Source organism: Rahnella sp. 2050 (genome assembly GCF_040544515.1).
Taxonomy (GTDB): Bacteria; Pseudomonadota; Gammaproteobacteria; order Enterobacterales; family Enterobacteriaceae; genus Rahnella; species Rahnella aceris.
Map to the genome: position 1 here is coordinate 470,791 of NZ_JBEPKE010000002.1, position 23,169 is coordinate 493,959.

Genomic DNA, 23,169 nt, shown 5'->3' on the forward strand with positions numbered 1-23,169 from the left:
CTCTGATCAGACTGACGGCAGATTGCGGCCGTAATAGATTTCCTGCATTTCCTTGTAGAGCAAATCGGTGATTTCTTTACGCTCTTGCGCGCTCAGTTCATCCGGTTTGGCATTAAACAAGTAATGTTTGAGATCGAACTCTTTCAGTAACATCTTGGTATGGAAGATGTTTTCCTGATACACGTTGACGTCCATCATGTCGTACAGTGCTTTCATATCCTGCGACATGAAGTTCTGAATCGAATTGATGGAATGGTCGATGTAGTGTTTAACACCGTTCACGTCGCGGGTGAAACCCCGGACACGGTAATCGATGGTGACGATGTCGGATTCAAGCTGATGAATCAGATAGTTCAGCGCTTTCAGCGGCGAAATCACGCCACAGGTCGAGACTTCAATGTCAGCGCGGAAGGTACACAGCCCGCCTTCGGGATGGCTTTCCGGATAGGTATGCACACAGATATGGCTTTTATCCAGATGCGCGACCACGGAATTCGGCAACGGGCCCGGATGCTCGGTGGTATCGACATCACGCGGGTCCATCGGCTCTTCGCTCACTAAAATCGTCACGCTGGCGCCCTGTGGTTCGTAATCCTGTCGCGCCACGTTGAGGATATTGGCACCGATAATGGAGCAGGTTTCGGTGAGAATTTCCGTCAAACGGTTGGCGTTATATTCTTTGTCAATGTAGGCAATGTAGCCATCACGATCGTCTGCGGTTTTGGCGTAGCAGATATCGTAGATACAAAAACTCAGGCTTTTGGTCAGGTTGTTGAAGCCATGCAGTTTCAGCTTTTGCAATTTAGTTCACCCCCTTATGGATGCTGTATCAGCGTGCGGCTGACAGGGCATTCAGTAAATATTGCGGCAGGGCAAAGCTGCCGTGATGAATCGCCGGATTGTAATAACGGCAAGTTATGTCTGCGGCGTCGAAACGCGCCTGCAAGGTTTTGCTGTCAATCTGGCGATATTCCGGGCTGTTGGTCGCCCAGGCAAAGGTCATGATGCCGCCGTAATAGGTCGGGATCGCGGCCTGATAGAAACTGACATCACTGAAATAGTGGCTCAGTTTGGTGTGGCTGTTCACCGCTTCATCCTGCTGGAGGAAGCACACGCCATTTTGTGCCACGAAAATGCCGCCCGGATTGAGGCAACGGGCACAACCTTCGTAGAATGCCGACGTAAACAGGCTTTCTCCGGGACCGATGGGATCGGTGCAGTCGGAGATGATCACGTCGAAGGTTTCAGTGGTCTGATTAACGAAGTTCACGCCGTCGTCGATCACCAGTTTGAAACGCGGATCGTCATAAGAACCGGCATTATGGTTGGGCAGATACTGGCGGCAAAACTCCACCACGCCGGCATCAATTTCCACCATCGTGATCGACTCCACGCCTTTGTGGCGAGACACTTCGCGCAGCATTGCGCCGTCGCCGCCACCAATGATCAGCACCTTGCGGGCACTGCCGTGGGCGAACAACGGGACGTGGGTCAGCATTTCGTGGTAAATGAATTCATCACGCTCGGTGGTTTGCACCACGCCGTCGAGCGCCATGACGCGACCCAGCGCCGCGTTCTCGAAAATCACCAGATCCTGATGATCGGTTTTCTCTCGGTATAACTCTTTATCGACGCTGAAGTACTGGCCAAAATGGGCGTGCAGCGTCTCATACCATATTTCTTTGGATGACGAGTTCCGGGACATGTCGTTGTTTCTCCTGATCAATCGCAGCCATAAAAATGGGCGCACATGATAGCTAACTCTGCCTGTCCATGCACGGTTGAATTTCAGACAGGTAAATGTAGATTAAGTGTAGACGAGGCAGGCGTGGTGCGAAAAATCGGGGGACAGGGAGGAAAGCAAACAGGCTCCGGCATCAGAATGACGGAGCACACGGCTGAAAAACGGCTGACAGGATTCAGTTGGTGTAGGCCAGTAAACTCAGCGAGTCGCGGGCCAGAGACTTACATTTTGTCGGTTTAGGCACGGCGATCCCACTCAGATCACGGTAGCTTTCTTCGCCCATCGACTGCATGTTAAAGCTGTTGTAATTGCTCAGGTCCCAGCGGTTTTGCTGGGCGAAAAACACGATAGCCCGTTTGATTTGGGTGTTCGGCAGTTGTTCGTAACCGCAGTTATTTTTCAGATAAACGAAGACTGCCGTCAGATCCGCCAGATCTTCCGCTTCTGATTCACTCAGCGCCTGACTGGCGGAGGAGAAACCGAGCAGCGACAGTAATAACAAACACAGTGTTGTTTTTTTCATGGGTGTGTTCTTGTTCTTGTAGATTGAAAGTCAGAAGGACTTGGCTCACAGGCAGTTAAAAGGACGTTACCATATTTGCACTGAGCGGCACCAAATTTCTTTTACCGCTGAACCGCTTGACCTTCCCCTTAGGGGAAGGAATAGGCTGTCGTACTATTATGGCACGCCTGCGCCATCTGTCTGGTTATCACCCTTCAAAAGGACCGAAAAATGAACCGACGCGATTTCGTGAAGTGGACGACCCTGATGGGCGCCGCCAGTATGCTGCCCGGCTGGAGCCGCTTCGCGCTCGCCGCTGACCGCCCGGCATTGCCCATCCCGGCATTGCTCGAACCGGATATCCGCAGCGCCATTACGCTCACATTACAGCGCGGGCAGAGCCAGTTTCTGCCTGGCGTGAACACTGAAACCTGGGGCGTAAACGGTAATCTTCTCGGCCCCGCGCTGCGTATCCGTCGTGGGAAACCGGTCAGCGTCACCATCAATAACCGGCTGGATGTGGCCAGCACCGTTCACTGGCACGGGCTGGAAATTCCCGGTGACGTGGATGGCGGGCCGCAGGGATTAATCGAACCCGGCCAGAATCGCAAAGTCAGTTTGCAACTTGATCAACCCGCATCGACCTGCTGGTTCCACCCGCATCCGCATCAGACCAGCGGTTATCAGGTGGCGATGGGGCTCGCCGGGCTGGTGCTGATCGAAGATGAAAGCAGTGACCTGTTGCAGATCCCAAAACGCTGGGGCGTGGATGATATTCCGGTCATTTTGCAGGATAAGCGCCTGAACGACGCCGGTAAAATCGATTATCAGATGGACGTCATGACCGCCGCCGTCGGCTGGTTCGGGCAACACATACTGACCAACGGCGCGGTGTATCCGCAGCACGGAATTTCCCGTGGCTGGGTACGTTTTCGTTTACTCAATGGCTGTAATGCACGCTCGCTGCACATCGCCACCAGCGATCAGCGGCCGATGTATGTCATCGCCAGTGACGGCGGTTTCCTGCCTGAGCCGGTGAAAGTCAGCGATTTGCCGCTGCTGATGGGCGAGCGTTTTGAAGTGCTGATTGATTGCAGCGACGGCAAAGCTTTTGATCTGGTCACGCTGCCGGTGAAGCAAATGGGCATGACGCTGGCACCGTTCGACAAACCGTTGCCGGTGTTACGCATTCAGCCGACGCTGACCCAAAGCGGCAGTTCATTGCCGGACACGCTGGTGCCGCTTCCGGCGCTGGTGTCAGTGGATAATCTGCCGACCCGTTGGCTGCAACTGATGATGGATCCGCAGCTTGATCAGCAGGGTATGGCGGCGCTGATGAAACGTTATGGCCACAAGGCGATGGCCGGCATGAGCATGGATCACGGCGGGGGCGGGATGGCCGCAATGCCGGGTATGTCCGGTTCCGGTCACGACGGTCATGGCGGTATGGCAGGAATGGACATGAGTCAATCGTCCGGTGGTTATGATTTCATGCAGGGCAACAAAATTAACGGCAAAGCCTACGACATGAACCTGCCCGCTTTCGATGTGAAACAAGGCCAGTATGAGAAATGGACCCTTTCGGGCGAAGGCGACATGATGCTGCATCCTTTCCATATCCACGGCACACAGTTCCGTATTCTTTCTGAAAACGGTCAGCCGGTCGCGCCCCATCGTCAGGGCTGGAAGGACATCGTGCGCGTTGAAGGCGCCCGCAGCGAAGTGCTGGTGCGCTTTAATCATCTGGCGGATAAACAACATGCTTACATGGCGCACTGTCATCTGCTGGAACACGAAGACACCGGCATGATGCTCGGCTTTACGGTATCCGCGTGATCCGGTTTACTGCTTTCCTTTCTGTAATTTCTTAAAAATCAGCGGCCGGGGGCGATCCTCCGGCCCGCGTCTTTCCTTTCCCTCCCGTTTCTTTCTTTGCCTGTGCTACTCCTTCGAATATCTATCTTTCAATTTGAAAGATTAAACTTTCAAAATGTGATCAATATATAATTAATATAAATTCAATATGATTATATTTTCAGCGTGGAGTAACAAAACATGAAAGCTTAAACCCACGTATCCCTACAGGAGAAGATGATGATCGATGTAATAACGCACGGTGCCGAGTGGTTTATCGGCCTGTTTCAAAAAGGGGGAGAGGTGTTTGTCGGCATGGTCACCGGCATTCTGCCTCTCTTAATTAGTTTGCTGGTCGTCATGAACGCGCTGATCGTGTTTGTCGGACAGCGGCGGATCGAACGTCTGGCGCAGCGTTGTGCCGGAAATCCGGTTTCACGTTATCTGCTGTTACCGGTGATTGGCACCTTTGTTTTCTGCAATCCGATGACCCTCAGCCTCGGGCGTTTTATGCCTGAAATCTACAAACCCAGCTATTACGCCGCAGGCTCCTACAGCTGCCATTCCATGAACGGACTCTTCCCGCATATTAACCCCGGCGAACTGTTTGTGTATCTCGGCGTTGCCAGCGGACTGACCACGCTGGGATTACCGCTCGGGCCGCTGGCCGTCAGTTATTTCCTGGTCGGTATGGTGACTAACTTCTTCCGCGGCTGGGTAACGGATCTCACCACCCGCATCTTTGAACGCAAGATGGGCATTCAGCTTGATCGTGAGGTTCAGTTGTAATCAGGTTCAATTCTAATCAGGTCAAATTCTAAAAAGCGGAGCAGAAAATGAGCGTTACGATTCGCATTAACCGGGGTGAAGGTGGCTGGGGTGGTCCGTTGCTGATTGAGGCGGTACCCGGCAAAAAAGTGATGTATATCACGGCGGGCACCCGCCCGGCGATTGTCGACAAGCTGGCAGAACTGACCGGCTGGGGAACGGTAGACGGCTTTAAAGAAGGTGAGCCACCGGCAGAGGAAATCGGTGTGGCGGTAATCGACTGTGGCGGCACGCTGCGCTGCGGCATCTACCCAAAGCGACGCATCCCGACGGTTAATATCCATTCGACCGGTAAATCCGGCCCGCTGGCACAATTTATTACCGAAGACATTTATGTTTCCGGTGTCCGTGAGCATGACATCGTGCTGGAAAGCGCAGCGGCTAAACCCGCACCGGCTGCGGCAGGACGCGACTACGACACCACTAAAAAAATTACCGAACAAAGCGACGGCCTGCTGGCGAAAGTCGGGATGGGGATGGGCTCCGGCGTAGCCGTTTTATTCCAGGCCGGGCGCGACACCATCGACACCGTGCTCAAAACCATCCTGCCATTTATGGCGTTCGTGGCGGCGCTGATCGGCATCATTATGGCCTCCGGGCTGGGTGATCTGGTGGCGCACGGGCTGACGCCGTTGGCGAAAAGCCCCGTCGGGTTGGTGATGCTGGCGCTGATCTGTTCCTTCCCGTTGCTTTCTCCTTTCCTCGGCCCGGGCGCGGTGATCGCGCAGGTTATCGGCGTGCTGGTGGGGGTGCAGATCGGGCTGGGCAATATCCCGCCACATCTGGCGCTGCCTGCACTTTTCGCCATCAACGCTCAGGCGGCGTGCGATTTCATTCCTGTCGGACTTTCGCTCGCCGAAGCCAAACAGGACACCGTGCGCGTCGGCGTGCCTTCGGTGCTGGTCAGCCGTTTTCTGACCGGCGCACCGACGGTACTTATCGCCTGGGCCGCTTCCGCTTTCATTTACCAGTAAGGAGTCACTGTGCAAACCATTTATCAAACCACTATTACGCAAATCGGCGATTTCGCCCGTGAAGCCTTAACCGACCAGATGCTGATCACCTTCCGTGAAGGGGCGCCAGCGGATATTCAGGATTATTGCTTCATTCACCAGCCCGGGAAAATGGAAGGGGAATTGCATCGTGGCGCGTATATGGAACTGGCTGATGTGCGTTATCCGGTGACCGCCGTGGGAGAGGTGGCGATGCAAAATCTGCGCGAGCTGGGGCATATCACCCTGCGTTTTGACGGCAGTGCCGAGGCTGAGTTTCCCGGCAGCGTACATGTAAAAGGCACCACGCCCGACGATATTCCGCTGGGCAGCGTATTGAAATTTATCGATTAACTATCAGAGTCAGGAGTCAGTTATGGAACAGGTTGCAGTCGTGATCGGCGGGGGGCAGACGCTGGGCGCATTTCTCTGTCAGGGGCTGGCTGAATCCGGCTATCGCGTGGCGGTGGCGGATTTGAATGAGAAGAATGCCGCATCGGTGGCAGAGCAGATTAACCGGCAGTTTGGCGAGGAAAGGGCGTTCGGATTTGCAGTCGATGCCACCAATGAAGCCAGCGTAGAACAACTGGCGAAAGCGGTGGATCAGACGTTCGGCAGGGTCAGTTTACTGGTATACAGCGCAGGGATGGCGAAGGCATCGCCAATCACGGATTTTGCCCTCAACGACTTTGATCTCTCGTTGCAGGTCAATCTGGTGGGATATTTCCTTTGCGCCCGTGAGTTTTCGCGCCTGATGATCCGCGACCGTATTCCGGGACGCATTATTCAGATCAACTCCAAATCCGGCAAAGTGGGCAGCAAACATAATGCCGGTTACAGCGCGGCCAAATTCGGCGGCGTGGGGCTGACACAGTCTCTGGCGCTGGATCTGGCAGAGTACGGTATTACCGTGCATTCGCTGATGCTGGGCAATTTACTCAAATCGCCGATGTTCCAGTCATTATTACCGCAATACGCCAAAAAACTGGGCATTCAGGCCGATGAAGTCGAGCAGTATTACATCGATAAAGTGCCGCTGAAACGCGGGTGCGACTATCAGGATGTGCTGGATATGCTGCTGTTTTATGCCAGCGATAAAGCCTCGTATTGTACTGGTCAGTCGATCAATATCACCGGCGGTCAGGTGATGTTCTGATGTGTTCCGCCTCTGTTATGCAGGGGCGGATTACTCTGTCATTAACAACATCATGTTATTAACAACATCATGTTAAGGAGAAAATAATGACCCCGACTGCGGCATTAATATTCTGTGCGGTGCTGGCCTGGGTGGCACAAATCGCGCTCGGCTGGTGGCAGTTACAGCGCTTTAACCGGGCATTCGACAGATTGTGTTTACAGGGAAATGTGGGCGTCGGGCGTTCCGGCGGACGTTTCAAACCGAGAGTGGTACTGGCGCTGGCTTTCGATAAACAAGAAAAAGTCTGTGACGGCTTTTTACTGCGCGGCCTGACGATTTTCGCCCGCCCCCGGCCGGTAACGTCGCTTAATGGCATGAGCCGGGAACAATTGATGACAGGTGTGATCTTCCCGAAAGATCCGAATATTCAAACTGCACTATCATTAGCGATTGAACCGAAATCATGATATTTTCACTTTAAAAGCTATTATCTTTCAAAAAGAATGATGGCTGTGAATTTATCTTAAAATTTGAGCGAAAATCGTGATGAAACCTAAGCAACGGCAGGCGGCGATACTGGAGCATTTACAGCAATTTGGAAAGACGGCGGTGGACGATCTCGCCGCGCATTTCGCCACAACCGGCACCACTATCCGCAAAGATCTCACCCTGCTGGAAGAAGAGGGTGCAGTAATCCGCACTTACGGCGGTGTGGTGCTCAGCCGTGAAGAAGGCGACCAGCCTATCGACCGTAAAACCCACATTAATACCGGAAAAAAATTGCGCATTGCCCGCGCAGCTATTCAGGAAATTCAGGACGGCGACTCGCTGATTTTTGATGCGGGCAGCACCGTGATGCAGATGGTGCCTTTCCTCAGTCAGTTTAATAACATCACCGTCATGACCAACAGCCTGCATATCGTCAATGCGCTGGTGGAACTGGATAATGACCAGACCATCCTGATGCCGGGCGGCACCTATCGCAAAAAATCCTCCTCCTTCCACGGCAGTCTGGCCGAAAGCGCGTTTGATAAATTCAATTTCGACAAACTGTTTATCGGCGCAGATGGCGTCGATCTCGACGGCGGTGTTACCACATTCAACGAAGTTCACGGCGTCAGTCAGGCGATGTGTAAAGCGGCTGAGCGTATTTTCCTGCTGGTGGATTCGTCAAAATTTGGCCGCAAAAGCCCGAATGTGGTGTGCCACTTAGGCAAGGTCGATACGCTGATCACCGACAGCGGGCTTAGCAGCCAATACCGCGATGCCATCGAAAAATTGGGGATCCGCATTATTCTGGTCGGGGAAGACGATGAGTGACGCATTACTGAATTACGCATGTAAAACGCTGGAAATTGAAGAAACCCGCCGGTTACGGACGCGGCCGGATGATAATTTCCGCAGCGTCCGGGAAACGGTGACATATGCTGTCGACATCATTAACCGTATTTTTCAGACCAGATAAACACATGCAAACAATTAATCCGCAGTATTTTTCCTGTAGTACCTCGTGTCTGGGTTATATCGACAGGAGTTTGATTGACTGGAAATCAGCCAGCCCAGGCCAATGGTTTATCGGGGTACTTGATACGTGCAAAAAAATGATTTCACTCGTTCCGGTGAATGTTTTCGATCGTTCAATGGGACATCTAAATGAGCAAACACTTACGAACCAGTCTCAGCAAGGAATGAACCGTTATGCTTCCGGGGCAGCGGGAGAAAAATGGGGGCGCTCAAGCATGCCTGATTTTTTAAAGAGCAGGCCCGCAGGAATGACACATCATATGGCGGTTGCTTTGGAATCAGGTTTTTCTAAAGAAAGTTCATTAGGTTTTGTTCTCATTAAAATCAATAACAATTTTGCTCAGATGAAAACAACGTCGACCTCTTTAAATGGCGATAAGCCTGGTTTTCTTGTTAACCATAGTTTTTCTCGGGCAACGGCCTTTAAAACCTCTGCCTTTTCCCCTACGGGTGCCCAGATGCCTGCTCAATGGCGGAATGCACTGGTTATGTATCTGAAAAATGGTGCTTTTGGGATAAAAAATATCGCGGTATCTAATGATTAAGTTTAGCTGACCCGGTTACACAGGAAGCTGACACCAGCGTTACTCATCGGCGGGTTCTTTGATATAATCCTTTCCACTATATGGTCGCTGTTTTTCTGAAAAACAGCGATAAGTATTCTTAAATCAGGTGGTTAGTCTTTATATGAAACATCGTGTTGACGTCATGATTTCCGAAGAGGAAGTCAAAACCCGAATTGCCGAGTTGGGCCGTGAAATCACCGAACACTACCGCGACAGCGGCAGCGAAATGGTGCTGGTTGGATTGCTGCGCGGTTCTTTCATGTTTATGGCTGACCTGTGTCGCGCCGTGGACGTGCCGCACGAAGTGGATTTCATGACTGCCTCCAGTTATGGCAACGGCATGTCTACCACCCGCGACGTTAAGATTCTCAAAGATCTCGACGAAGACATTCGCGGTAAAGATGTGCTGATCGTCGAAGACATTATCGACTCCGGCAATACGCTGAGCAAAGTGCGTGAAATCCTGCAACTGCGTGGCCCGAAATCTCTGGCCATTTGTACCCTGCTGGATAAACCCGAGCGCCGCGAAGTGGACGTAAAAGTCGAATACGTCGGTTTCCCGATCCCCGACGAATTCGTTGTCGGCTACGGCATCGACTACGCCCAGCGTTATCGCCATCTGCCGTATGTTGGTAAGGTTGTGATGCTGGACGAGTAAAGTTCGGCTGCGCCCCGCACAGCAGTTAATTAAAAACGGCCTTCAGATTTGGAGGCCGTTTTTTTATATTCATTTCAAATAATAAATAATCTATTCAACTTATCTGTTGTATGCCCGGTAAAAATAAAATTGAAAATTATGCTTTTTAGGTATAGGTTATTTTTAATCATAGCTTTTATTATTATAGTTTTGTATAAGTTCAAGTTGTTAACTGAGCGAATAACTAAAGAATACTCACCAGGGATGAAATTATAAAAAATGAAAACCTTCAGGAAGATTAACGAAATCAATATGAATGATGCATGACACTATTTCATGGGTGATGTCGATGGCTTATATTCATGATATCTATGATTGATTCATAAAGTCTCACACAAAGTCACCATGATTAACTAAACAAGGATGGATATTATGACGTGGGAATATAATCAAAGCAGCGGTGAATTGAAGCATAACGGACAACTATTCCAACAGGGCTATAGCGGACATGGTGCAGGAATAAATAATCCAGCTATGGAGTCTGTGAGCAGCCAGGGTCCAATCCCAAAAGGTTATTATCGTATAACAGGAGCGCATAATACTGTTACGCCTGTCACCATTATTTTGGAACCTATTTTGGGGACTAATACGTATGGGCGAGACCTGTTCAGAATCCATGGCGGTTCAAGGAGTGGCGGACGCAATGCATCGAATGGTTGCATCATTATTGATGGCGTACGTAATCGCGAACAAATCATGAATAGCGGTGACACGATTCTGGTGGTCAGATGATGAAAATTTTACTGTCTTTTTTATTAACGTTTTCATTTTCGGCAGTCGCCACGATGCAAATAACTTCCATGCAGTTAACTCAGCAGATAAAAAATCGGGGGGCTCAGGCAGTTATCGCTGATTTATACAAAGATGATGAATCCCAATGGCAGTATGTGCTGACTAAAATAGGCAGTGGTGAACAAAACTGGCTGGACGTGGCCGCATTATTAGCGCCCGGTAGTGATGCTGATTCGGCGGAGTCTCTTGCTACTGCAGCTGCCACGGCCATTCCACATAACCCAGCGGGTGTGCTCTCCCTTCTTAAAGGCGAGGTTTTACCCTTCAGTACCGATAACGTATGCGCTTTACCCTTTTATAGCATCAAAGAACCGGAATTTAATCAATATATCGTTAATGCTATTCAGGCTCTTTATAAGGTTTCGAACAGCAAAGCGTGTATCGATACTATTGTTAAGACTATTGGTCAATCAAACGGATTTGTTGAGGATAACTAATATGGGCATTCCTGTTTATATGTTTTTGTATGATGATAGCGGTAATATTATTAAGGGAGGTATTGACATTCAAGGCCGTGAATACAGCGTGGAAGTGTTAGGGCTGCATCACAGTGTACATATTCCGACCGATAACCATAACGGTAAATTCACCGGCACCCGCCGGCATCTCCCATTTCTGATAGAAAAAGAAATCGATTCGTCTTCACCTTATCTCTATAAAGCCCTTTCTATGGGGCAAGCGCTGAAGCGCGTAGAACTGAAATATTATCGGATCAACGATGCAGGACAAGAGGCGGAGTATTTTACTATTCTGCTGGAAAACGTGAAAGTCGTTAACCTAATGCCCGTGATGTTCGATATCAAAGATCCCGCAAAAGAAAAATTTAATCATATGGAAATCGTAGAATTTCGTTATCAGAAAATTACCTGGCTTTATCTTGATGGAAATATTCAACACACTGATGCCTGGAACGAAAGGGCGACGGTATAGTTAGTACGCAGATGACGACGTAAAATCTCGCTAAAAAACACCTATTCTTTGTCTCAGGGAACGATATTAATGACATGAATTAAATGGTTTTTATTTCAGTATCCATGCATTGACCACATCGACATTATCCTTCGATGTAAAAAATCCTTGCGGGTACTGCATGCAGTACTCCTCCATAAAGCCGGGGTTGGAATGCAGCGGTTTTCCCAGGAAAATAACTTCAAGTAACCTCCTCATTTACCGTCGTTACGATTTCAGGCTCAAAGCGACCTCTGCGTCTGCAAAAATGTTGCCTGGTTGAATAAAGTAAGAGGGTAGAAAGAGGAGGTAACTAAATCATAGTGCTATAACCTCAGTGCCTTATATTACAAAAAAATATTTTAAACTAAATCAGCGGGTTCTTTTTCCTCCAAATATAGTTATCCTTATTTTTTATTCTGAAAAATAACCATGGCATAACCCAGGCAAGTAAGAATAAAGGTATCGCTAAAATGACAGATAGATTAACAAAGTTATAGTTTTGGTAGAGTAACAGGATTAAAAGAGCTGAAATAAAAATCAAGATGATCCGCAAATATAAAATTAACTTCCTCGTAGGTCTGTCAATATAGGCCATGATTATTTCAGCACCACAATAAGGACATAGGGTACTGTTTTCCTTTAATTTACTATCACAGAATCCGCATGTAGCATGCTCATCAACATGATTACTTTTCACGTAAACCTCTCGGACTGACTTTTGCTGTGTATGAATTCTTGCTTAATGTTATTTATTTGATTTTATTATCTTAATTACTACTCTTTATCTCGAGTGTACTTTACATAATTTCTTTTGAAATTAGCAAGGGGATTTTTCTTGCAAACCGTAAGTGAATATGTGGGGGTTCTGTTAGTTTTTAGTAATGACTCCTTTTACCAAGATTGTTCTTATTTTGAATTTCTATATACAACCCTTATCTGAACAGGGGATGGGTTTTATAATATAAATTATGGCTAAGACATTTCCTAGTAAGCATGCCATATGAATTTTTATTGAATACCTTGCTGACTGCTTCTTGATGCGGCTGAAATAAAAATCGGCAGGGGTAGCGAAAAGAACAGGCCAGGAATTGGAAAAAGCTCATACGCTAATGTTTCTGACTCCCCATGTGCTGAGAGAACAAGACATTGTTCTTATTTACACATTATTTGGTCGCTTGTCTGGCATCCGGTGTCATTTAAACTCATTTTTGTTTCGTAATACTTACTCAGGGCTTTGTTTATGATTAGATTTTCTGGACAGATACAAGTGATACTAATCTCCTCTCCCTGCGTTGAACACCGACAGGCGTCGATTCTCCGTGACTGAGCTTTTAATCAACCTGCAGTTATTGGCAGAACGCCGGGGCGCGCCGGAGAGGCTTTTTGCGGTCAAAACCTCCGGGTCAGGGGCAGAAGCAACGATGCGCTATTCTGGTGCGTGCTTATATCTCCGTCGACAATTGAGAACATCGGACTGACAGGTTCAGATACTGTTGAACGGCGCTGAGTAATAAAAAGGCACTAAAAAAGGCACATTTTTGTGCCTTAGAAAATGATGTTAAGTATATGAATTAAAAGGATTTATTCATTTAAGTGTCCACGTATTGACCACATCGACAACTAAGCCCCGTTTATTCGGGGCTTTTTCTTTAGTGCATCTGTAGGGATTGCTGGCTGTGTTTGTCTGGATGCAATTGAACGGCATGAACTGTTCCTGGCTCAACAATGATGTCAGCGATCGACTCATGAGTTTTGAATGTGCAACTGCAATTGATGTTCTGACATTGATGATAGCGTTCTTTGGTGTTGATGCTCAGATAACGGCTGGAACGGGCGTGTGCTGCGTGCTGGCATTTGGGGCAATGCATCATAATAATCACCATGTAATCATTTTTAATCAGATACAATCATTGTATGTTATTGCTCAAAACATACATCCGGGATTACAGTGTTTTACATAACAGGTGACAAAATCCCCAAGGCAGACGAGATGACAAATCAGGACGATATACAAAGCGCGATCCGTGACGCTAACGAAAGGGAGCGTTACATCTGGCGTCATGCCCGTTGGTTTATGAAGGCCGTTTGGGTTTGCCTTCTTATATACGCACTCTTCCCAGTGGTGTTTTGGATATACTACTGTTTTTAGGCATGTTTTATACGCTCATCATGAAGCTTAGCCTCAACCATTCACAACCTATCGTCCCCGATCGCCTCATAACTCACATCCGACAGCAAGACCTCCAGATTCAACGTCGTCACAAATCCACTGCCACCCAGGCTGTGTGTCACCTTGCTGATTATCCAGGGCTGCGCGTCGATCACGGATTTAAAGCCGGACACAGCCACCGGCGTCTCAGGAAATAAATCCGCCCGCCCGCGAGCCAGGGAAATCGAGAACTCCGCGACACCGCGCTGGAGTTTGTCCCATTTCGCCTGGGCTGCCCGCATGGCGGCCTTCTGCGTGGCGTAGATGGTGGTGAGGGTAAACACATTTTCATCACTGCCCGCCAGATAATCCCCTTCCTTCGCCTCCGGCGTTTTCTGTGGTTTCGCGCTGGTCTTCTTTGCCTTGGGATGTTGCAGGGCGCGCAGATACTGCACTTTCGGTTTCCGCTGCACCTTCACCTTTTTCGGCTTCGGGTCTTTGGTATGCAGCCAGCTTGCCGAAACGCCGGTGTAGGCTCCACGGTCAGCAATATTGAATGTGTGCCCGTCGCCGTCGCTGCGGATAATCGTCATCTGCGGAATCGGCTTGCCGCTGGCCGTCTTTGCCGCGCCTGGCTTGATAAACAGCAGGCTGCCCGCCTTGATGGCGACAACCGCGCCGTTCAGCTCCGCCAGGCGCGTGATAAATTTCGCGTCGGTTTCCTGCGTCTGGTCGATGTGCGACACCGGCACGCCCCTGAACGGCTCGGCAACGGCGGGCTTGAGGTTGTTGCGCGTCGCGACTGCCGACACCACCGCCTCCAGCGTCGTGTCGTGATACGAGTTGTCGCGGCGGGAATTCAGGCTGCCGCGATAGTCCGCGCTACGGGCGCGAATGGTCAGCGTGTCCGGCGTGCCGCGATGCTCCACCTCATCCACGGTAAAGTCGCCTTTGTTCGTCAGCGCCTGGCCTTTCCAGCCGAGCGCGATATTGATCACCGCGCCGCGTGGCGGCATCTCCAGCAGGCCGTCGCTGTCGCTCAGTTCGATGTCGAGCTGGTCAGCCTCAAAGCCGCGGTTATCCGTGAGCGTCAGCGAAATCAGCCGGTTGCTGACGTTCTGAGTGATGTCCTGACCGCCGACGGTCACCGTAAAATCCGGCGCAAACTGCGCACCGGCACCGATGGTCATATCCGTAATCACAACAAGCCTCCCAGTTGGCCGGTTAAACCTCCGGCCTGGTTGAGCAGTCCGTCGGCCTGGGCTTTCATGTCGCCGAACATGGCCGCCAGGGATTCATCCACGCGGGTCAGCGTCAGCGTGAACTCAATCCGGCGGGCGGCACCGTTAGAAAAATGTTCCGTGTGGGTTTCGCTGACGCTGTTTACCACGAACATCCCGTAAATGGTGCCGCTGCCTTCCAGCAGCGGCCACGCCTTACCCTCGTCGGCCATCAGATTCAGTGCCATCAGTGACAACTTTCCGCCGGTGATTTCCGGCATCAGCACGCCGGACAGGGTAATTTTCTCCTCATTCACACCGAGGAACTGCGGCAGCGGGCGCAGGCCGACGCGGTTATTCGCAGGCCAGCGGTAATCAACGTCGCGCTGCAGGCTTTGATAGGGGACGGTCTGCAACTGAAAAACAAACAGTCCGAGGGTTAACATCATGCGACTCTCTCCTTAATCGTTATCCATGCGGGAACGTTGCTGGACGGCGCGGGCGCGGTCACGGGCTTCCAGCTCGGCGCGGATCTGGCGGCTGGTATCCTGGACGCCTAAACCGGCACCGGCGGCAATGGTGTAATGGTGCGTGCTACGGTCGATATAGCTGCGCCCGCCGCCGACGGACACCGGCGTATAACCGCCACCCAGCAGGCCGCCCGACGGCGGGACAATGGGAGCGGGATTATCCAGCGGATGCGCTTGCGGATCCCCGTTGCCGGATTGCTTAGAACGCCGGTCAGCCTTATCCGCCGTTTTATCAATGTCTGCCGATTCATCCTTGATGATGCCGAGTTTCTCCAGCAGCCAGACCACACTGCTACGCAGCTTATTAGCCACCTGCAGCGGTGCGGTCAGTGCGTTAGCGACCAAATGGCCAAACGACACCCCCGCATCTTTACAACTGTTCAGCGTTTCCTGTGTGGATTTCACCGGTTGGATCAGGTCTTTAAACCACTGCCACAAGACTTTGAGCCTGTCCCCAAGCCAGTCAAACACCGGCTTAAGCGGCGCAAACATCTCTTTTACCGGCGCGAACGCAATGCCCAGCCCTTCAATGACGCCCGCAAAGAAGGCGCTGATCGGCTCCCAGTATTTACGGATAAGCAGCGCACCGGCGACAATGGCGACACCGACGGCAACAATCGGCCACGTCAGGCCGCCGATCACCGTCGCAATCGCGCCGCCCACCGTGCCGAGAATTGTCCAGAGCATCCCCGCAGCGGCGACAATCAGATTAATCCCGCTGATAACCGGACCCGCCACCAGGCCAAACACGCCCAGCGCACCGATAATCAGCAGCGCACCGCCTGCCACCTTGCCGAGCGTGTCCGCCAGGGCTTTATTGTTCACCACCCACTTATCCAGTTTCAGCACGTAGCCGGTGGCGGTTTGCACCAGTTTGCGCAGGGACGAATCCTGCTGGTCAAACAGGTCTGTGCCGACCGCCTCATAGGCGGACTGAAATTCCTTAAAGTCGCCGCCGAGGTTGTTCTGCATGATCGCCACCAGCGCCTCGGTTTTGCCGTCCGAGGTTTTGAACGCCTGGGTAAGCTTGTCGAGCTTGCCCGACGTTGCGCCGTCCATCAGCACCATCGCCGACGAGCTGGCCTCTTCACCAAAGATGGCCTTCATGTACTGCGCACGCTGCGAATCGCCGAGCTTGTTTTTCGCAAAGCTCTTTTGCATCTCTTTCAGGATGACAAACAGCGGGCGCATGTTGCCTTTGCTGTCCGCCGTTTTCACCTTCAGCTCACCGAGCGCGGCAGCGGCGGTGCCCGTCGGTGCCTGCAGGCGGGTAATGACCGCACGCGCACCGGTGCCCGCCATCGAGCCGGTGATTTTGGCGTCCGCCAGGGCAGCGGCCATGGCCGCCGTTTCTTCGACGCTGATACCGGCCTGCTTTGCCACCGGCGCGGCATAGGTCATGGTGTCAGACAGCCCCTCAAAGGTGGCGGCAGACTTGTTCATGGCCGATGAAAGCACGTCGCCAATGTGTGACACGGTGTCATTGGTCATGCCAAACGCGGACTTCACGCCCATCAGCAGCATGGCGTTCTCCTCCATGGTGCGCTTGTTTGCCAGGGACAAATTCAGGATGGTCGGCGTCGCCGCCAGAATGCCGTCCTTGTCCGCGCCGGATTTGGCGACGATGATTTGCGCGGCGGCGGCATCATCGGCAGAGGCGGCGGTGTTGTCGCCGAGCTGCCGCGCCTGGGTGCGCAGGGCGGTCATATCGGCGGAATCTTTCTCCAGCCCTAACGTCGCCTGCAATTCTGAGTTTTTCTGCGCAAAGTTATATCCGGGCATCAGCAGCCCGACACCCGCCGCCGTGCCCGCCGTCGCAATGCCGACACCCGCCGCCCCTGCGCCAGTCACGCTACCGGCGAACTGTTTGCCCGCCTGATACCGGCCTTTCACCGCGTTGAGTTTGGCCTGCTGCGCGCTCACCCGTGCCAGTGATTCACGCTGACGGTTGAGCTGGGCGGTGGTTTCACTGATGGACGTTCTCAGGCGGCGCTCAGAGTCAGACAGCGTGCGCGTGCTGATGCCCGCCTGGGTAAGTTCCGTGCGCTGACGCTGCACCGACAGCCGCAGCCCGTTGAACTGGGTCTGCAACTGCGCGGCGGTACGCTTCGCGGACTCCATGGCCTGCGCCTGTGCACGGGTCGGGCTGGCGGTATTTCTGAACTGGATCGCCAGCGCCGCCGCTTCCGCTTTGGCGGCGTTGAGTTTCTGACCGGTGACGGCAAGCTGTGCGCTGGATTTACGGAAGCCGTCAATCTTCCCGGCCTGGGCGTTCAGGTCTTTGAGGGTGGTCTGCGAATTTTTAATCTCTCCGGCCAGCGCCTTACTGGCGTTTTGCACCGATTTAAACGGGCGGGTCGCCTGGTCAACCGCCTTTAACAACACCTCTAATTTTAAGTTACTCACTGTCGGCTCCGCTGCGCTGCATGGCCTTATGACGCCAGCCGCAAAGCTCGGTCAGCGTCATCGGGTTCAGCTCTGACGGCGGCCAGTGAAAAATCACCGCGATATCTGCCATCAGATCATCAACTGTCAGGGTAGGGGGAAGCTTTACTGTTCCGACTTCGGCGATAAAAAACCGATCACCTTACCGGCCAGCGCAATCAGGTCGGGCAGGTTCAGGCTTTTACAGTCCTGCGCGGTCAGGTTCGGCACGGTAATGCGCGGCAGAATGACGGTCAGCGCGTCAACGTCGGCATTCGCCAGCGCCGCCAGGCCAATCCCGCGCAGGTGTCCGGCGTTCGGCTTGATGATTTCAACCTGGTCGATCAGGGTGTCGCCGCGTTTGATCGGTTCTTCCAGGGTAACGATGTTTTCATTGTGTTCTGACATAGCGGTGTCTCTTCTTCAAAAGGGGATGTTTCGCGCCGCTATCCGGCGCGGGTTACGGGTTACAGGCCGATGTTTTTGCGGTGCTGTGCCACGCGGTCAACGCCGCCGACGATTTCCACCATGTTCACGGTATCGACTTCAATCACGTCTCTGCCGTCAATCGTGAGCTTGAAATAGGTGCACTGGGTGGTGATCTTGGTTTCGGTGTCTTCACCCTGTTTGTACTCACCAAAATCCATTTCTTTGTGACGTCCGCGCAGGGTGACTTCCACGGCGGAGGTGTCACCGGAGTCGTCGCGCTGGAAGGAACCGGCAAAGCGCAGCGGCACGGCATCGACTGCACCCCACTGTTTCAGCACCAGTTCATCCATCCCGCCCACCGTCCACTCAAAGCTCAGCGCGTCGTCGTCCAGCCCGAAATCAATCGAGGCCGATCCGGTCATGCCGCCGCCTCGATAGTTCTCCAGTTTGCGGGTCAGTTTCGGCAGCGTCAGCGCGCTGACCGTGCCGAGGTAGCTGTTCCCGTCGTTAAACAGGTTCAGGTATTTCAGTTTCTTAGGCAGTGCCATGTTTTAGCGCCTCTTAGCTGTTGATGGCCGTGGCAAACGTCGCCAGGTATTGGTCGGTGATGCGCTGACGCAGGGTTAAATCTTCCAGCGGCGGCACCGGCGTATAGTCGTAATCAATAAACAGCTTGCCCGCCTTAAGGGTCTCAACGGTGTTCGCTTCCGCGTCATACCAGCAGGTGCCGTCAATGATCAGACCGGCGGTTTTCATTTCGCGCAGCTTGGCGTTAATGCCCGCAATCATGTCCTTGATAAGCGTCGGCGTCATTGGCCGGTCCATCGCCCACAGGTGCGCTTCCGCCATCGTGTCCGCCAGCACCTGCGCGGTGCGGGTGTAGTTCTCAAACAGGAACAGCGGATCATCCGAGCAGGTGCGCTGCCCCCAGAACTTAAAGCCGTCTTTGCGGATAAGGGTGGTCACACACGCCTGGTTCAGCAGGTCGGCATCGGTGCCGGGGGTCTGCAAATCCCAGTACACGCTCGCCGACAGGCCGGTGACGCCGTTGATGCCGACATTCGAAAGCGTTTTATGCCAGCCGGTTTCGGCATCAATTTTGGCACGCAGGCCGAGGGCGTAAGCAACGGCGTGGGCGATGTCGCTGGCGTTGGTGGTGGTGTTCCAGGCCACAAAATCCGGCCAGATCACCATCAGCTCACGCTGGCTGAAATTATCGCGGTACTTGATAGCATCAGAGACAGTTTTGCAGCCGTAGGCGCTGACGTAGCCAAAGGCGCGGAGCTGCTGACAGACGGCGGCAAGCGCGGCGGCGACTTCCTGGTTATCCAGACCCGGCACGCCGAGAATGCGCGGCTTAACGCCGAGTTCCGTTTGCGCAGACAGCAGGGCTTTCATGCCGGTATACATGCCGGTGTCATCCGAACCGCCGATGATGTTGGAGGTGGTTTCCGCTTCGGTTTCGCCTTGGGCTACACGCACCACGACAACAACCGGTTTCGCCTGGTTGGCGATGGCCATCAGGGAGGCACGCAGTGTGCCGGTTTTACCGGCCTTGCCTGCGGCGGTCAGCACGTTGGTAATGAGTACCGGCGTATCCAGCGGGAAGGTCGCCGCGTCGGCATCGTCGCCGGTGCAGACCATCCCGATGATGGCGGTGGAAACGGTGGAGATAACGCGGGTGCCGTCATTGATTTCAACAACGCGCACACCGTGATGATAATCAGCCATGGTGTTTTTCCTGTGATTGGGGTGAGGTCAATCATCGCTGGTTGTATCGGCGCAGGCACGGCGGGCGCGGTGTGTGGGGAATAGCACAACGGGGAAGGAAAAAAAACAAAGCCCCTCTTCGGGGCTTCGGTTAGGCGGGGATTTCAGGCCAGGCAATATCCGGCGCGGCAGACAAATCCAGCCGGTTAAGGGCGACGCGGTATTTTTTCCAGGCGGTCAGGCTTGCCCGTTCCGCCTCCGTGGCATCGTCAATATCGATGGCATCCTGTAAAGGTGCGATAGCCGCGTTTGCTTTTGCCATCAGCGCGGACAAGGCCGCGACGGCTTCGGCCTTGCGTTCTTCAACCGTCGGCGGCGGAATATCCCCCCAGGCGGGCAGACCGTCAGTGCCCGCAACCCGCATTTTACCCTCCGGCGGCGGGAGGGTTTGGTATTCACGGTAAACAAGATCACTGACCGCAATGCCGTCATCCGGCCAGCTTCCGGCATCGTCGTACACGTCCCGCAACGCACGCGGATAAAAACCGTTGGTGAGCGGGCTGTAAACATAAAGACTTGAGGTGACTGCGCTGTAATAGTTGCTCATTATTTTCCCTTACCAGCCGGTGGCTTCCCAGTAACTGCCGCCGCTGTCCTGGCCGCAGGTGAAACCAATGTTATTAATAATTTGCGCCGTACCAAAGTTGTCATTGAACGTCCCGCCGCCGCCATTGATGGCGGTCACCTGAACGTTGACGCAGGTGCTCGGGAAGGGAATGGGGAAATTCACCGTTGACCAGCCGCGACTCCCTTTGTTGACGACGCCCCACTGCTTAATCATTCCTGTGTCACCGCAGCGCCACCAGCCGCCGCCGAGATTGGCGGTATTGGAATTGACCGGCTGCCGGTTATTGGGGCTGAAAACGCGCTGCCCCATCTCATTCACGGTGCCGGACGTATTACTGTCGCCGTTGCCGGACAGGGTCATCTCGCCGGTTTGTACCGTATTGCCCTGGTTGACGATGCGGAATTTGAACCCGCCCACGCCGCCGCCTTTGTTGTTCACAAAGTTGGATTCGCCCTGGCCGCCGCTTTCGTTCCAGCCTAAATACGTCCCCTGTCCGTCGCCGGGCTGTGGGATGGTTATCGCCCGGAGATAATTCGCCGTGACGCGACCGTTGACATCACCGCCCGCGCGGGGAAATGCGCCCACATTATCCGCATTCAGCCCGATATCCTGGGTGCCATCGAACGCCACACCGGCAATCTTGCGGGCAGTGGCGAGTTTGGTCGCGGCAACGGCGGTGCCATTTGCAGGAAGTGCGCCCACGTTTGCCGCGCTAAGGTTGATATCCTGCGTGCCATCAAACGCCACACCGGCAATTTTGCGGGCGGTGGCGAGTTTGGTCGCCGCGACTGCCGTCCCGCCCGCCGGTAACGCGCCGACGTCTGCCGGTGTCGGTTTGTTGGCCTGGCAGTAAATTTCATTCCAGTTAGTCCACGGACCATCAACGCCGTTCCATGCCCCCGACGCGCCACGGGTAAACTGTCGTCCGTTGTTGTTAAAGGCAATCTGCTGCGTCGCATTCGGTCCCCAGGTCACGAAAATCACGCCGACAAAACCGTTCATCGGATAGCCTTTGTCCGTGGTCGCGGCGGCAGCACCGGGCACGCCGTAATGCCCGAACATGGCCGTACCGTGCAGCGCGTTGGGGGAGTCCGTCGCGGTTAGGTTCGTGCGGATTTTAAAGGCCGTCGCCACCTCATCCGCCAGCGCCTTTTCACTGGCGGCGCTTTGCGCAGCAGTCCACGCGCCCACGTCGGCGGCGGTGGGTTTGTTATTCGCGCTGTACGTCGGCACCCACTCTTTCCAGGGACCATCTACGCCGTTCCAGTCAGCGGACAATCCGCGATTCCAGATATTGCCGGTGAACGTGACGTACATCTGCTGGCACCCGTAGGCGCTCGGCGTGACATACAGCGTGCCCGCAATGCCTTGCGGATAGTGCAACGCCGCCGTGGCGTTGGCATTTTTAGGCTGCGCGTACAGGGTGGCACTTCCGGCTCCGCTGGCAAAGCCCAGGGTATTAATATCCGTGGTGGTCAGGATGGCCGACGGCACCGTGACGGAGTTCACCGCGCTGGCCTGCACCCAGTCACGCCAGGGTCCGTCCGTGCCATTCCAGGCCGCATTCAGCGCACGTGTCCACACCATGCCGGTGTTTTGCACGGTGTAACGCTGCAATACACCGCCCGTCCAGGACGCGGGGATAACCTCCAGCACGCCCGCCGCCTGTGAACCTGCGGGATAGCCATTGGCGACGGTGGCATTCGCACCGGTGCTCTGCACGTAAACCCCGATTTTTGCCAGATTAAATGTATTGATATTCGCGGCGCCGAGAACGGCGGACGCAACAGGCAGCGCCCCCACGTCTGCCGCCGCCAGGGTAATGTCAGCGCTCAGCGCTTTATTGTTCACCTTGCGGGTGGACGGTACGCGGGTGTTGGCATTGTCGTTGGCGGTCTTCACCGCTTTCGGCGTGGCCGCCAGCGCCTCACTGGTACTGCTGACCGCGCTGCTGAGCTGGACAAAACCCTTTGCCGTCAGCGTACCGTCGGGGTGGTTGCGGGATTTTTCATGTGCGGCCAGCAGGTCATTCACATACTGTTCCGTTGCCATAATCACCGAGTCGTCAATCAGCAGGCTGATGGCCTCGGTATTGCTGACCGCAATCACCATACGCAACGTCTGCGTGCGGCCTGAACCTTCCGCCAGAGTCGGCTTGTAGGTGTCCGCCATATTACAGACGGCAATCAGCGTGCCGTCGTCAGCAAACAGCCCCATTTCGCGGATCCAGAAGCCGCCGACGCTCGCAGAAATCACCGCCTCGGCAATGACCCAGTTGCCGTGAGTCGGGTCGAGCTTTAAGGAATTGAGCGGCGTGCGGTACACCTCTTTAACCAGTTTTGTCTGCGTAGCGACCGGCGTGGTCGCCTTGCCGTTACCGTCACCTACGGCAAGCTGCGTAATGTTGATGTCAGTCCCCGCCGCAATGGCCGCCGCGATGCGCGCCTGGCCGAGCGTGGTGACAACGGATTTAAATGTGCTCATATCGTCC

26 protein-coding genes are annotated in these 23,169 nt (G+C 53.5%); 13 read left to right on the forward strand and 13 right to left on the reverse strand.

The window, feature by feature from the left end; all coding sequences use genetic code 11:
- Positions 1–6 precede the first annotated feature (6 nt).
- From speD to ABIC79_RS09335, 3 genes are all read right to left on the reverse strand, one after another.
- Positions 7–801: an adenosylmethionine decarboxylase gene (speD, locus tag ABIC79_RS09325; protein ID WP_013576969.1), complete on the reverse strand. Its 795-nt coding sequence runs from the start codon at positions 799–801 to the stop codon at positions 7–9.
- A 28-nt stretch (positions 802–829) separates the two neighbouring features.
- Positions 830–1,705, reverse strand: a complete 876-nt coding sequence (gene speE, locus ABIC79_RS09330; protein WP_013576968.1) for a polyamine aminopropyltransferase — start codon at positions 1,703–1,705, stop codon at positions 830–832.
- Between the two features lie 214 nt (positions 1,706–1,919).
- Complete coding sequence (locus ABIC79_RS09335) at positions 1,920–2,267, reverse strand: YacC family pilotin-like protein (protein WP_013576967.1); 348 nt, start codon at positions 2,265–2,267, stop codon at positions 1,920–1,922.
- Between the two features lie 210 nt (positions 2,268–2,477).
- On the opposite strand from ABIC79_RS09335, the gene cueO reads away from it, so the two are divergent.
- From cueO to tssD, 13 genes are all read left to right on the forward strand, one after another.
- Positions 2,478–4,082, forward strand: coding sequence for a multicopper oxidase CueO (gene cueO, locus ABIC79_RS09340; protein ID WP_121019712.1), 1,605 nt, complete (start codon positions 2,478–2,480; stop codon positions 4,080–4,082).
- Positions 4,083–4,340: 258 nt separating this feature from the next.
- Positions 4,341–4,889 (forward strand): PTS glucitol/sorbitol transporter subunit IIC, encoded by a 549-nt coding sequence (srlA, locus tag ABIC79_RS09345; protein WP_013576965.1) that lies wholly within the window; start codon positions 4,341–4,343, stop codon positions 4,887–4,889.
- Positions 4,890–4,936: 47 nt separating this feature from the next.
- On the forward strand, positions 4,937–5,902 hold the full coding sequence (gene srlE, locus ABIC79_RS09350) for a PTS glucitol/sorbitol transporter subunit IIB (protein WP_354566885.1): 966 nt from the start codon (positions 4,937–4,939) through the stop codon (positions 5,900–5,902).
- Between the two features lie 9 nt (positions 5,903–5,911).
- Positions 5,912–6,274, forward strand: a complete 363-nt coding sequence (gene srlB, locus ABIC79_RS09355) for a PTS glucitol/sorbitol transporter subunit IIA (protein WP_013576963.1) — start codon at positions 5,912–5,914, stop codon at positions 6,272–6,274.
- A gap of 22 nt (positions 6,275–6,296) precedes the next feature.
- Positions 6,297–7,076 carry a sorbitol-6-phosphate dehydrogenase gene (gene srlD / locus ABIC79_RS09360; RefSeq protein ID WP_013576962.1) on the forward strand — a complete coding sequence of 260 codons (780 nt, stop codon included), beginning with the start codon at positions 6,297–6,299 and terminating at the stop codon, positions 7,074–7,076.
- An 86-nt stretch (positions 7,077–7,162) separates the two neighbouring features.
- Complete coding sequence (gene gutM, locus ABIC79_RS09365) at positions 7,163–7,525, forward strand: transcriptional regulator GutM (RefSeq protein ID WP_013576961.1); 363 nt, start codon at positions 7,163–7,165, stop codon at positions 7,523–7,525.
- 79 nt (positions 7,526–7,604) lie between these two features.
- Positions 7,605–8,378 (forward strand): glucitol operon DNA-binding transcriptional repressor SrlR, encoded by a 774-nt coding sequence (srlR, locus tag ABIC79_RS09370; RefSeq protein ID WP_013576960.1) that lies wholly within the window; start codon positions 7,605–7,607, stop codon positions 8,376–8,378.
- Positions 8,371–8,523: a hypothetical protein gene (locus ABIC79_RS09375; protein WP_157962109.1), complete on the forward strand. Its 153-nt coding sequence runs from the start codon at positions 8,371–8,373 to the stop codon at positions 8,521–8,523. Before srlR ends, ABIC79_RS09375 begins: the two co-directional genes overlap by 8 nt.
- A 4-nt stretch (positions 8,524–8,527) precedes the next feature.
- Positions 8,528–9,127 (forward strand): hypothetical protein, encoded by a 600-nt coding sequence (locus ABIC79_RS09380; protein ID WP_112197887.1) that lies wholly within the window; start codon positions 8,528–8,530, stop codon positions 9,125–9,127.
- A 142-nt stretch (positions 9,128–9,269) separates the two neighbouring features.
- Complete coding sequence (gene hpt, locus ABIC79_RS09385; RefSeq protein WP_013576959.1) at positions 9,270–9,806, forward strand: hypoxanthine phosphoribosyltransferase; 537 nt, start codon at positions 9,270–9,272, stop codon at positions 9,804–9,806.
- Positions 9,807–10,217: 411 nt separating this feature from the next.
- The gene (locus tag ABIC79_RS09390) at positions 10,218–10,577 is read left to right on the forward strand and encodes a tlde1 domain-containing protein (protein WP_013576958.1); all 360 of its coding nucleotides are present in this window, start codon (positions 10,218–10,220) and stop codon (positions 10,575–10,577) included.
- Positions 10,574–11,074 carry a hypothetical protein gene (locus tag ABIC79_RS09395; protein ID WP_013576957.1) on the forward strand — a complete coding sequence of 167 codons (501 nt, stop codon included), beginning with the start codon at positions 10,574–10,576 and terminating at the stop codon, positions 11,072–11,074. Before ABIC79_RS09390 ends, ABIC79_RS09395 begins: the two co-directional genes overlap by 4 nt.
- Position 11,075: 1 nt before the next feature.
- A complete protein-coding gene (tssD, locus tag ABIC79_RS09400) occupies positions 11,076–11,567 on the forward strand; it encodes a type VI secretion system tube protein TssD (RefSeq protein ID WP_013576956.1) in 492 nt (163 codons plus the stop codon).
- A gap of 1,670 nt (positions 11,568–13,237) precedes the next feature.
- Here tssD and ABIC79_RS09405 read toward each other — a convergent pair.
- From ABIC79_RS09405 to ABIC79_RS09450, 10 genes are all read right to left on the reverse strand, one after another.
- Complete coding sequence (locus tag ABIC79_RS09405; protein ID WP_112151099.1) at positions 13,238–13,459, reverse strand: DNA-binding transcriptional regulator; 222 nt, start codon at positions 13,457–13,459, stop codon at positions 13,238–13,240.
- A gap of 319 nt (positions 13,460–13,778) precedes the next feature.
- Positions 13,779–14,927, reverse strand: a complete 1,149-nt coding sequence (locus ABIC79_RS09410) for a phage late control D family protein (protein WP_502947770.1) — start codon at positions 14,925–14,927, stop codon at positions 13,779–13,781.
- Between the two features lie 8 nt (positions 14,928–14,935).
- Positions 14,936–15,406: a phage tail protein gene (locus ABIC79_RS09415; protein ID WP_112150976.1), complete on the reverse strand. Its 471-nt coding sequence runs from the start codon at positions 15,404–15,406 to the stop codon at positions 14,936–14,938.
- Between the two features lie 12 nt (positions 15,407–15,418).
- Entirely contained in the window at positions 15,419–17,893 is a 2,475-nt protein-coding gene (locus ABIC79_RS09420; RefSeq protein ID WP_354566893.1) for a phage tail tape measure protein, read from the reverse strand.
- Positions 17,886–18,005, reverse strand: a complete 120-nt coding sequence (locus ABIC79_RS09425; RefSeq protein WP_112197894.1) for a GpE family phage tail protein — start codon at positions 18,003–18,005, stop codon at positions 17,886–17,888. Before ABIC79_RS09425 ends, ABIC79_RS09420 begins: the two co-directional genes overlap by 8 nt.
- Positions 18,006–18,037: 32 nt before the next feature.
- The gene (locus ABIC79_RS09430; protein WP_354566895.1) at positions 18,038–18,319 is read right to left on the reverse strand and encodes a phage tail assembly protein; all 282 of its coding nucleotides are present in this window, start codon (positions 18,317–18,319) and stop codon (positions 18,038–18,040) included.
- Positions 18,320–18,378: 59 nt separating this feature from the next.
- Positions 18,379–18,888, reverse strand: a complete 510-nt coding sequence (locus tag ABIC79_RS09435) for a phage major tail tube protein (RefSeq protein WP_223509149.1) — start codon at positions 18,886–18,888, stop codon at positions 18,379–18,381.
- Positions 18,889–18,901: 13 nt separating this feature from the next.
- Positions 18,902–20,071 carry a phage tail sheath protein gene (locus ABIC79_RS09440; protein WP_354566898.1) on the reverse strand — a complete coding sequence of 390 codons (1,170 nt, stop codon included), beginning with the start codon at positions 20,069–20,071 and terminating at the stop codon, positions 18,902–18,904.
- 130 nt (positions 20,072–20,201) lie between these two features.
- Positions 20,202–20,657 (reverse strand): tail fiber assembly protein, encoded by a 456-nt coding sequence (locus ABIC79_RS09445; protein ID WP_354566900.1) that lies wholly within the window; start codon positions 20,655–20,657, stop codon positions 20,202–20,204.
- 9 nt (positions 20,658–20,666) lie between these two features.
- Positions 20,667–23,162: a phage tail-collar fiber domain-containing protein gene (locus ABIC79_RS09450; protein ID WP_354566902.1), complete on the reverse strand. Its 2,496-nt coding sequence runs from the start codon at positions 23,160–23,162 to the stop codon at positions 20,667–20,669.
- Between the last annotated feature and the right edge of the window lie 7 nt (positions 23,163–23,169).

What these genes read in the sequence shown, in the direction of transcription:
- srlE (WP_354566885.1), top strand. Translation starts at nt 4,937, where the DNA reads ATGAGCGTTACGATTCGCATTAACCGGGGTGAAGGTGGCTGGGGTGGT.
- ABIC79_RS09435 (WP_223509149.1), bottom strand. Translation starts at nt 18,888, where the DNA reads ATGGCACTGCCTAAGAAACTGAAATACCTGAACCTGTTTAACGACGGG.
- ABIC79_RS09450 (WP_354566902.1), bottom strand. Translation starts at nt 23,162, where the DNA reads ATGAGCACATTTAAATCCGTTGTCACCACGCTCGGCCAGGCGCGCATC.
- ABIC79_RS09425 (WP_112197894.1), bottom strand. Translation starts at nt 18,005, where the DNA reads ATGGCAGATATCGCGGTGATTTTTCACTGGCCGCCGTCAGAGCTGAAC.
- cueO (WP_121019712.1), top strand. Translation starts at nt 2,478, where the DNA reads ATGAACCGACGCGATTTCGTGAAGTGGACGACCCTGATGGGCGCCGCC.
- ABIC79_RS09390 (WP_013576958.1), top strand. Translation starts at nt 10,218, where the DNA reads ATGACGTGGGAATATAATCAAAGCAGCGGTGAATTGAAGCATAACGGA.
- ABIC79_RS09430 (WP_354566895.1), bottom strand. Translation starts at nt 18,319, where the DNA reads ATGTCAGAACACAATGAAAACATCGTTACCCTGGAAGAACCGATCAAA.
- hpt (WP_013576959.1), top strand. Translation starts at nt 9,270, where the DNA reads ATGAAACATCGTGTTGACGTCATGATTTCCGAAGAGGAAGTCAAAACC.
- ABIC79_RS09410 (WP_502947770.1), bottom strand. Translation starts at nt 14,927, where the DNA reads ATGACCATCGGTGCCGGTGCGCAGTTTGCGCCGGATTTTACGGTGACC.
- ABIC79_RS09405 (WP_112151099.1), bottom strand. Translation starts at nt 13,459, where the DNA reads ATGATGCATTGCCCCAAATGCCAGCACGCAGCACACGCCCGTTCCAGC.
- ABIC79_RS09440 (WP_354566898.1), bottom strand. Translation starts at nt 20,071, where the DNA reads ATGGCTGATTATCATCACGGTGTGCGCGTTGTTGAAATCAATGACGGC.
- ABIC79_RS09375 (WP_157962109.1), top strand. Translation starts at nt 8,371, where the DNA reads ATGAGTGACGCATTACTGAATTACGCATGTAAAACGCTGGAAATTGAA.
- ABIC79_RS09395 (WP_013576957.1), top strand. Translation starts at nt 10,574, where the DNA reads ATGATGAAAATTTTACTGTCTTTTTTATTAACGTTTTCATTTTCGGCA.
- srlD (WP_013576962.1), top strand. Translation starts at nt 6,297, where the DNA reads ATGGAACAGGTTGCAGTCGTGATCGGCGGGGGGCAGACGCTGGGCGCA.
- srlA (WP_013576965.1), top strand. Translation starts at nt 4,341, where the DNA reads ATGATCGATGTAATAACGCACGGTGCCGAGTGGTTTATCGGCCTGTTT.
- ABIC79_RS09415 (WP_112150976.1), bottom strand. Translation starts at nt 15,406, where the DNA reads ATGATGTTAACCCTCGGACTGTTTGTTTTTCAGTTGCAGACCGTCCCC.
- speE (WP_013576968.1), bottom strand. Translation starts at nt 1,705, where the DNA reads ATGTCCCGGAACTCGTCATCCAAAGAAATATGGTATGAGACGCTGCAC.
- ABIC79_RS09380 (WP_112197887.1), top strand. Translation starts at nt 8,528, where the DNA reads ATGCAAACAATTAATCCGCAGTATTTTTCCTGTAGTACCTCGTGTCTG.
- ABIC79_RS09335 (WP_013576967.1), bottom strand. Translation starts at nt 2,267, where the DNA reads ATGAAAAAAACAACACTGTGTTTGTTATTACTGTCGCTGCTCGGTTTC.
- ABIC79_RS09445 (WP_354566900.1), bottom strand. Translation starts at nt 20,657, where the DNA reads ATGAGCAACTATTACAGCGCAGTCACCTCAAGTCTTTATGTTTACAGC.
- gutM (WP_013576961.1), top strand. Translation starts at nt 7,163, where the DNA reads ATGACCCCGACTGCGGCATTAATATTCTGTGCGGTGCTGGCCTGGGTG.
- tssD (WP_013576956.1), top strand. Translation starts at nt 11,076, where the DNA reads ATGGGCATTCCTGTTTATATGTTTTTGTATGATGATAGCGGTAATATT.
- srlR (WP_013576960.1), top strand. Translation starts at nt 7,605, where the DNA reads ATGAAACCTAAGCAACGGCAGGCGGCGATACTGGAGCATTTACAGCAA.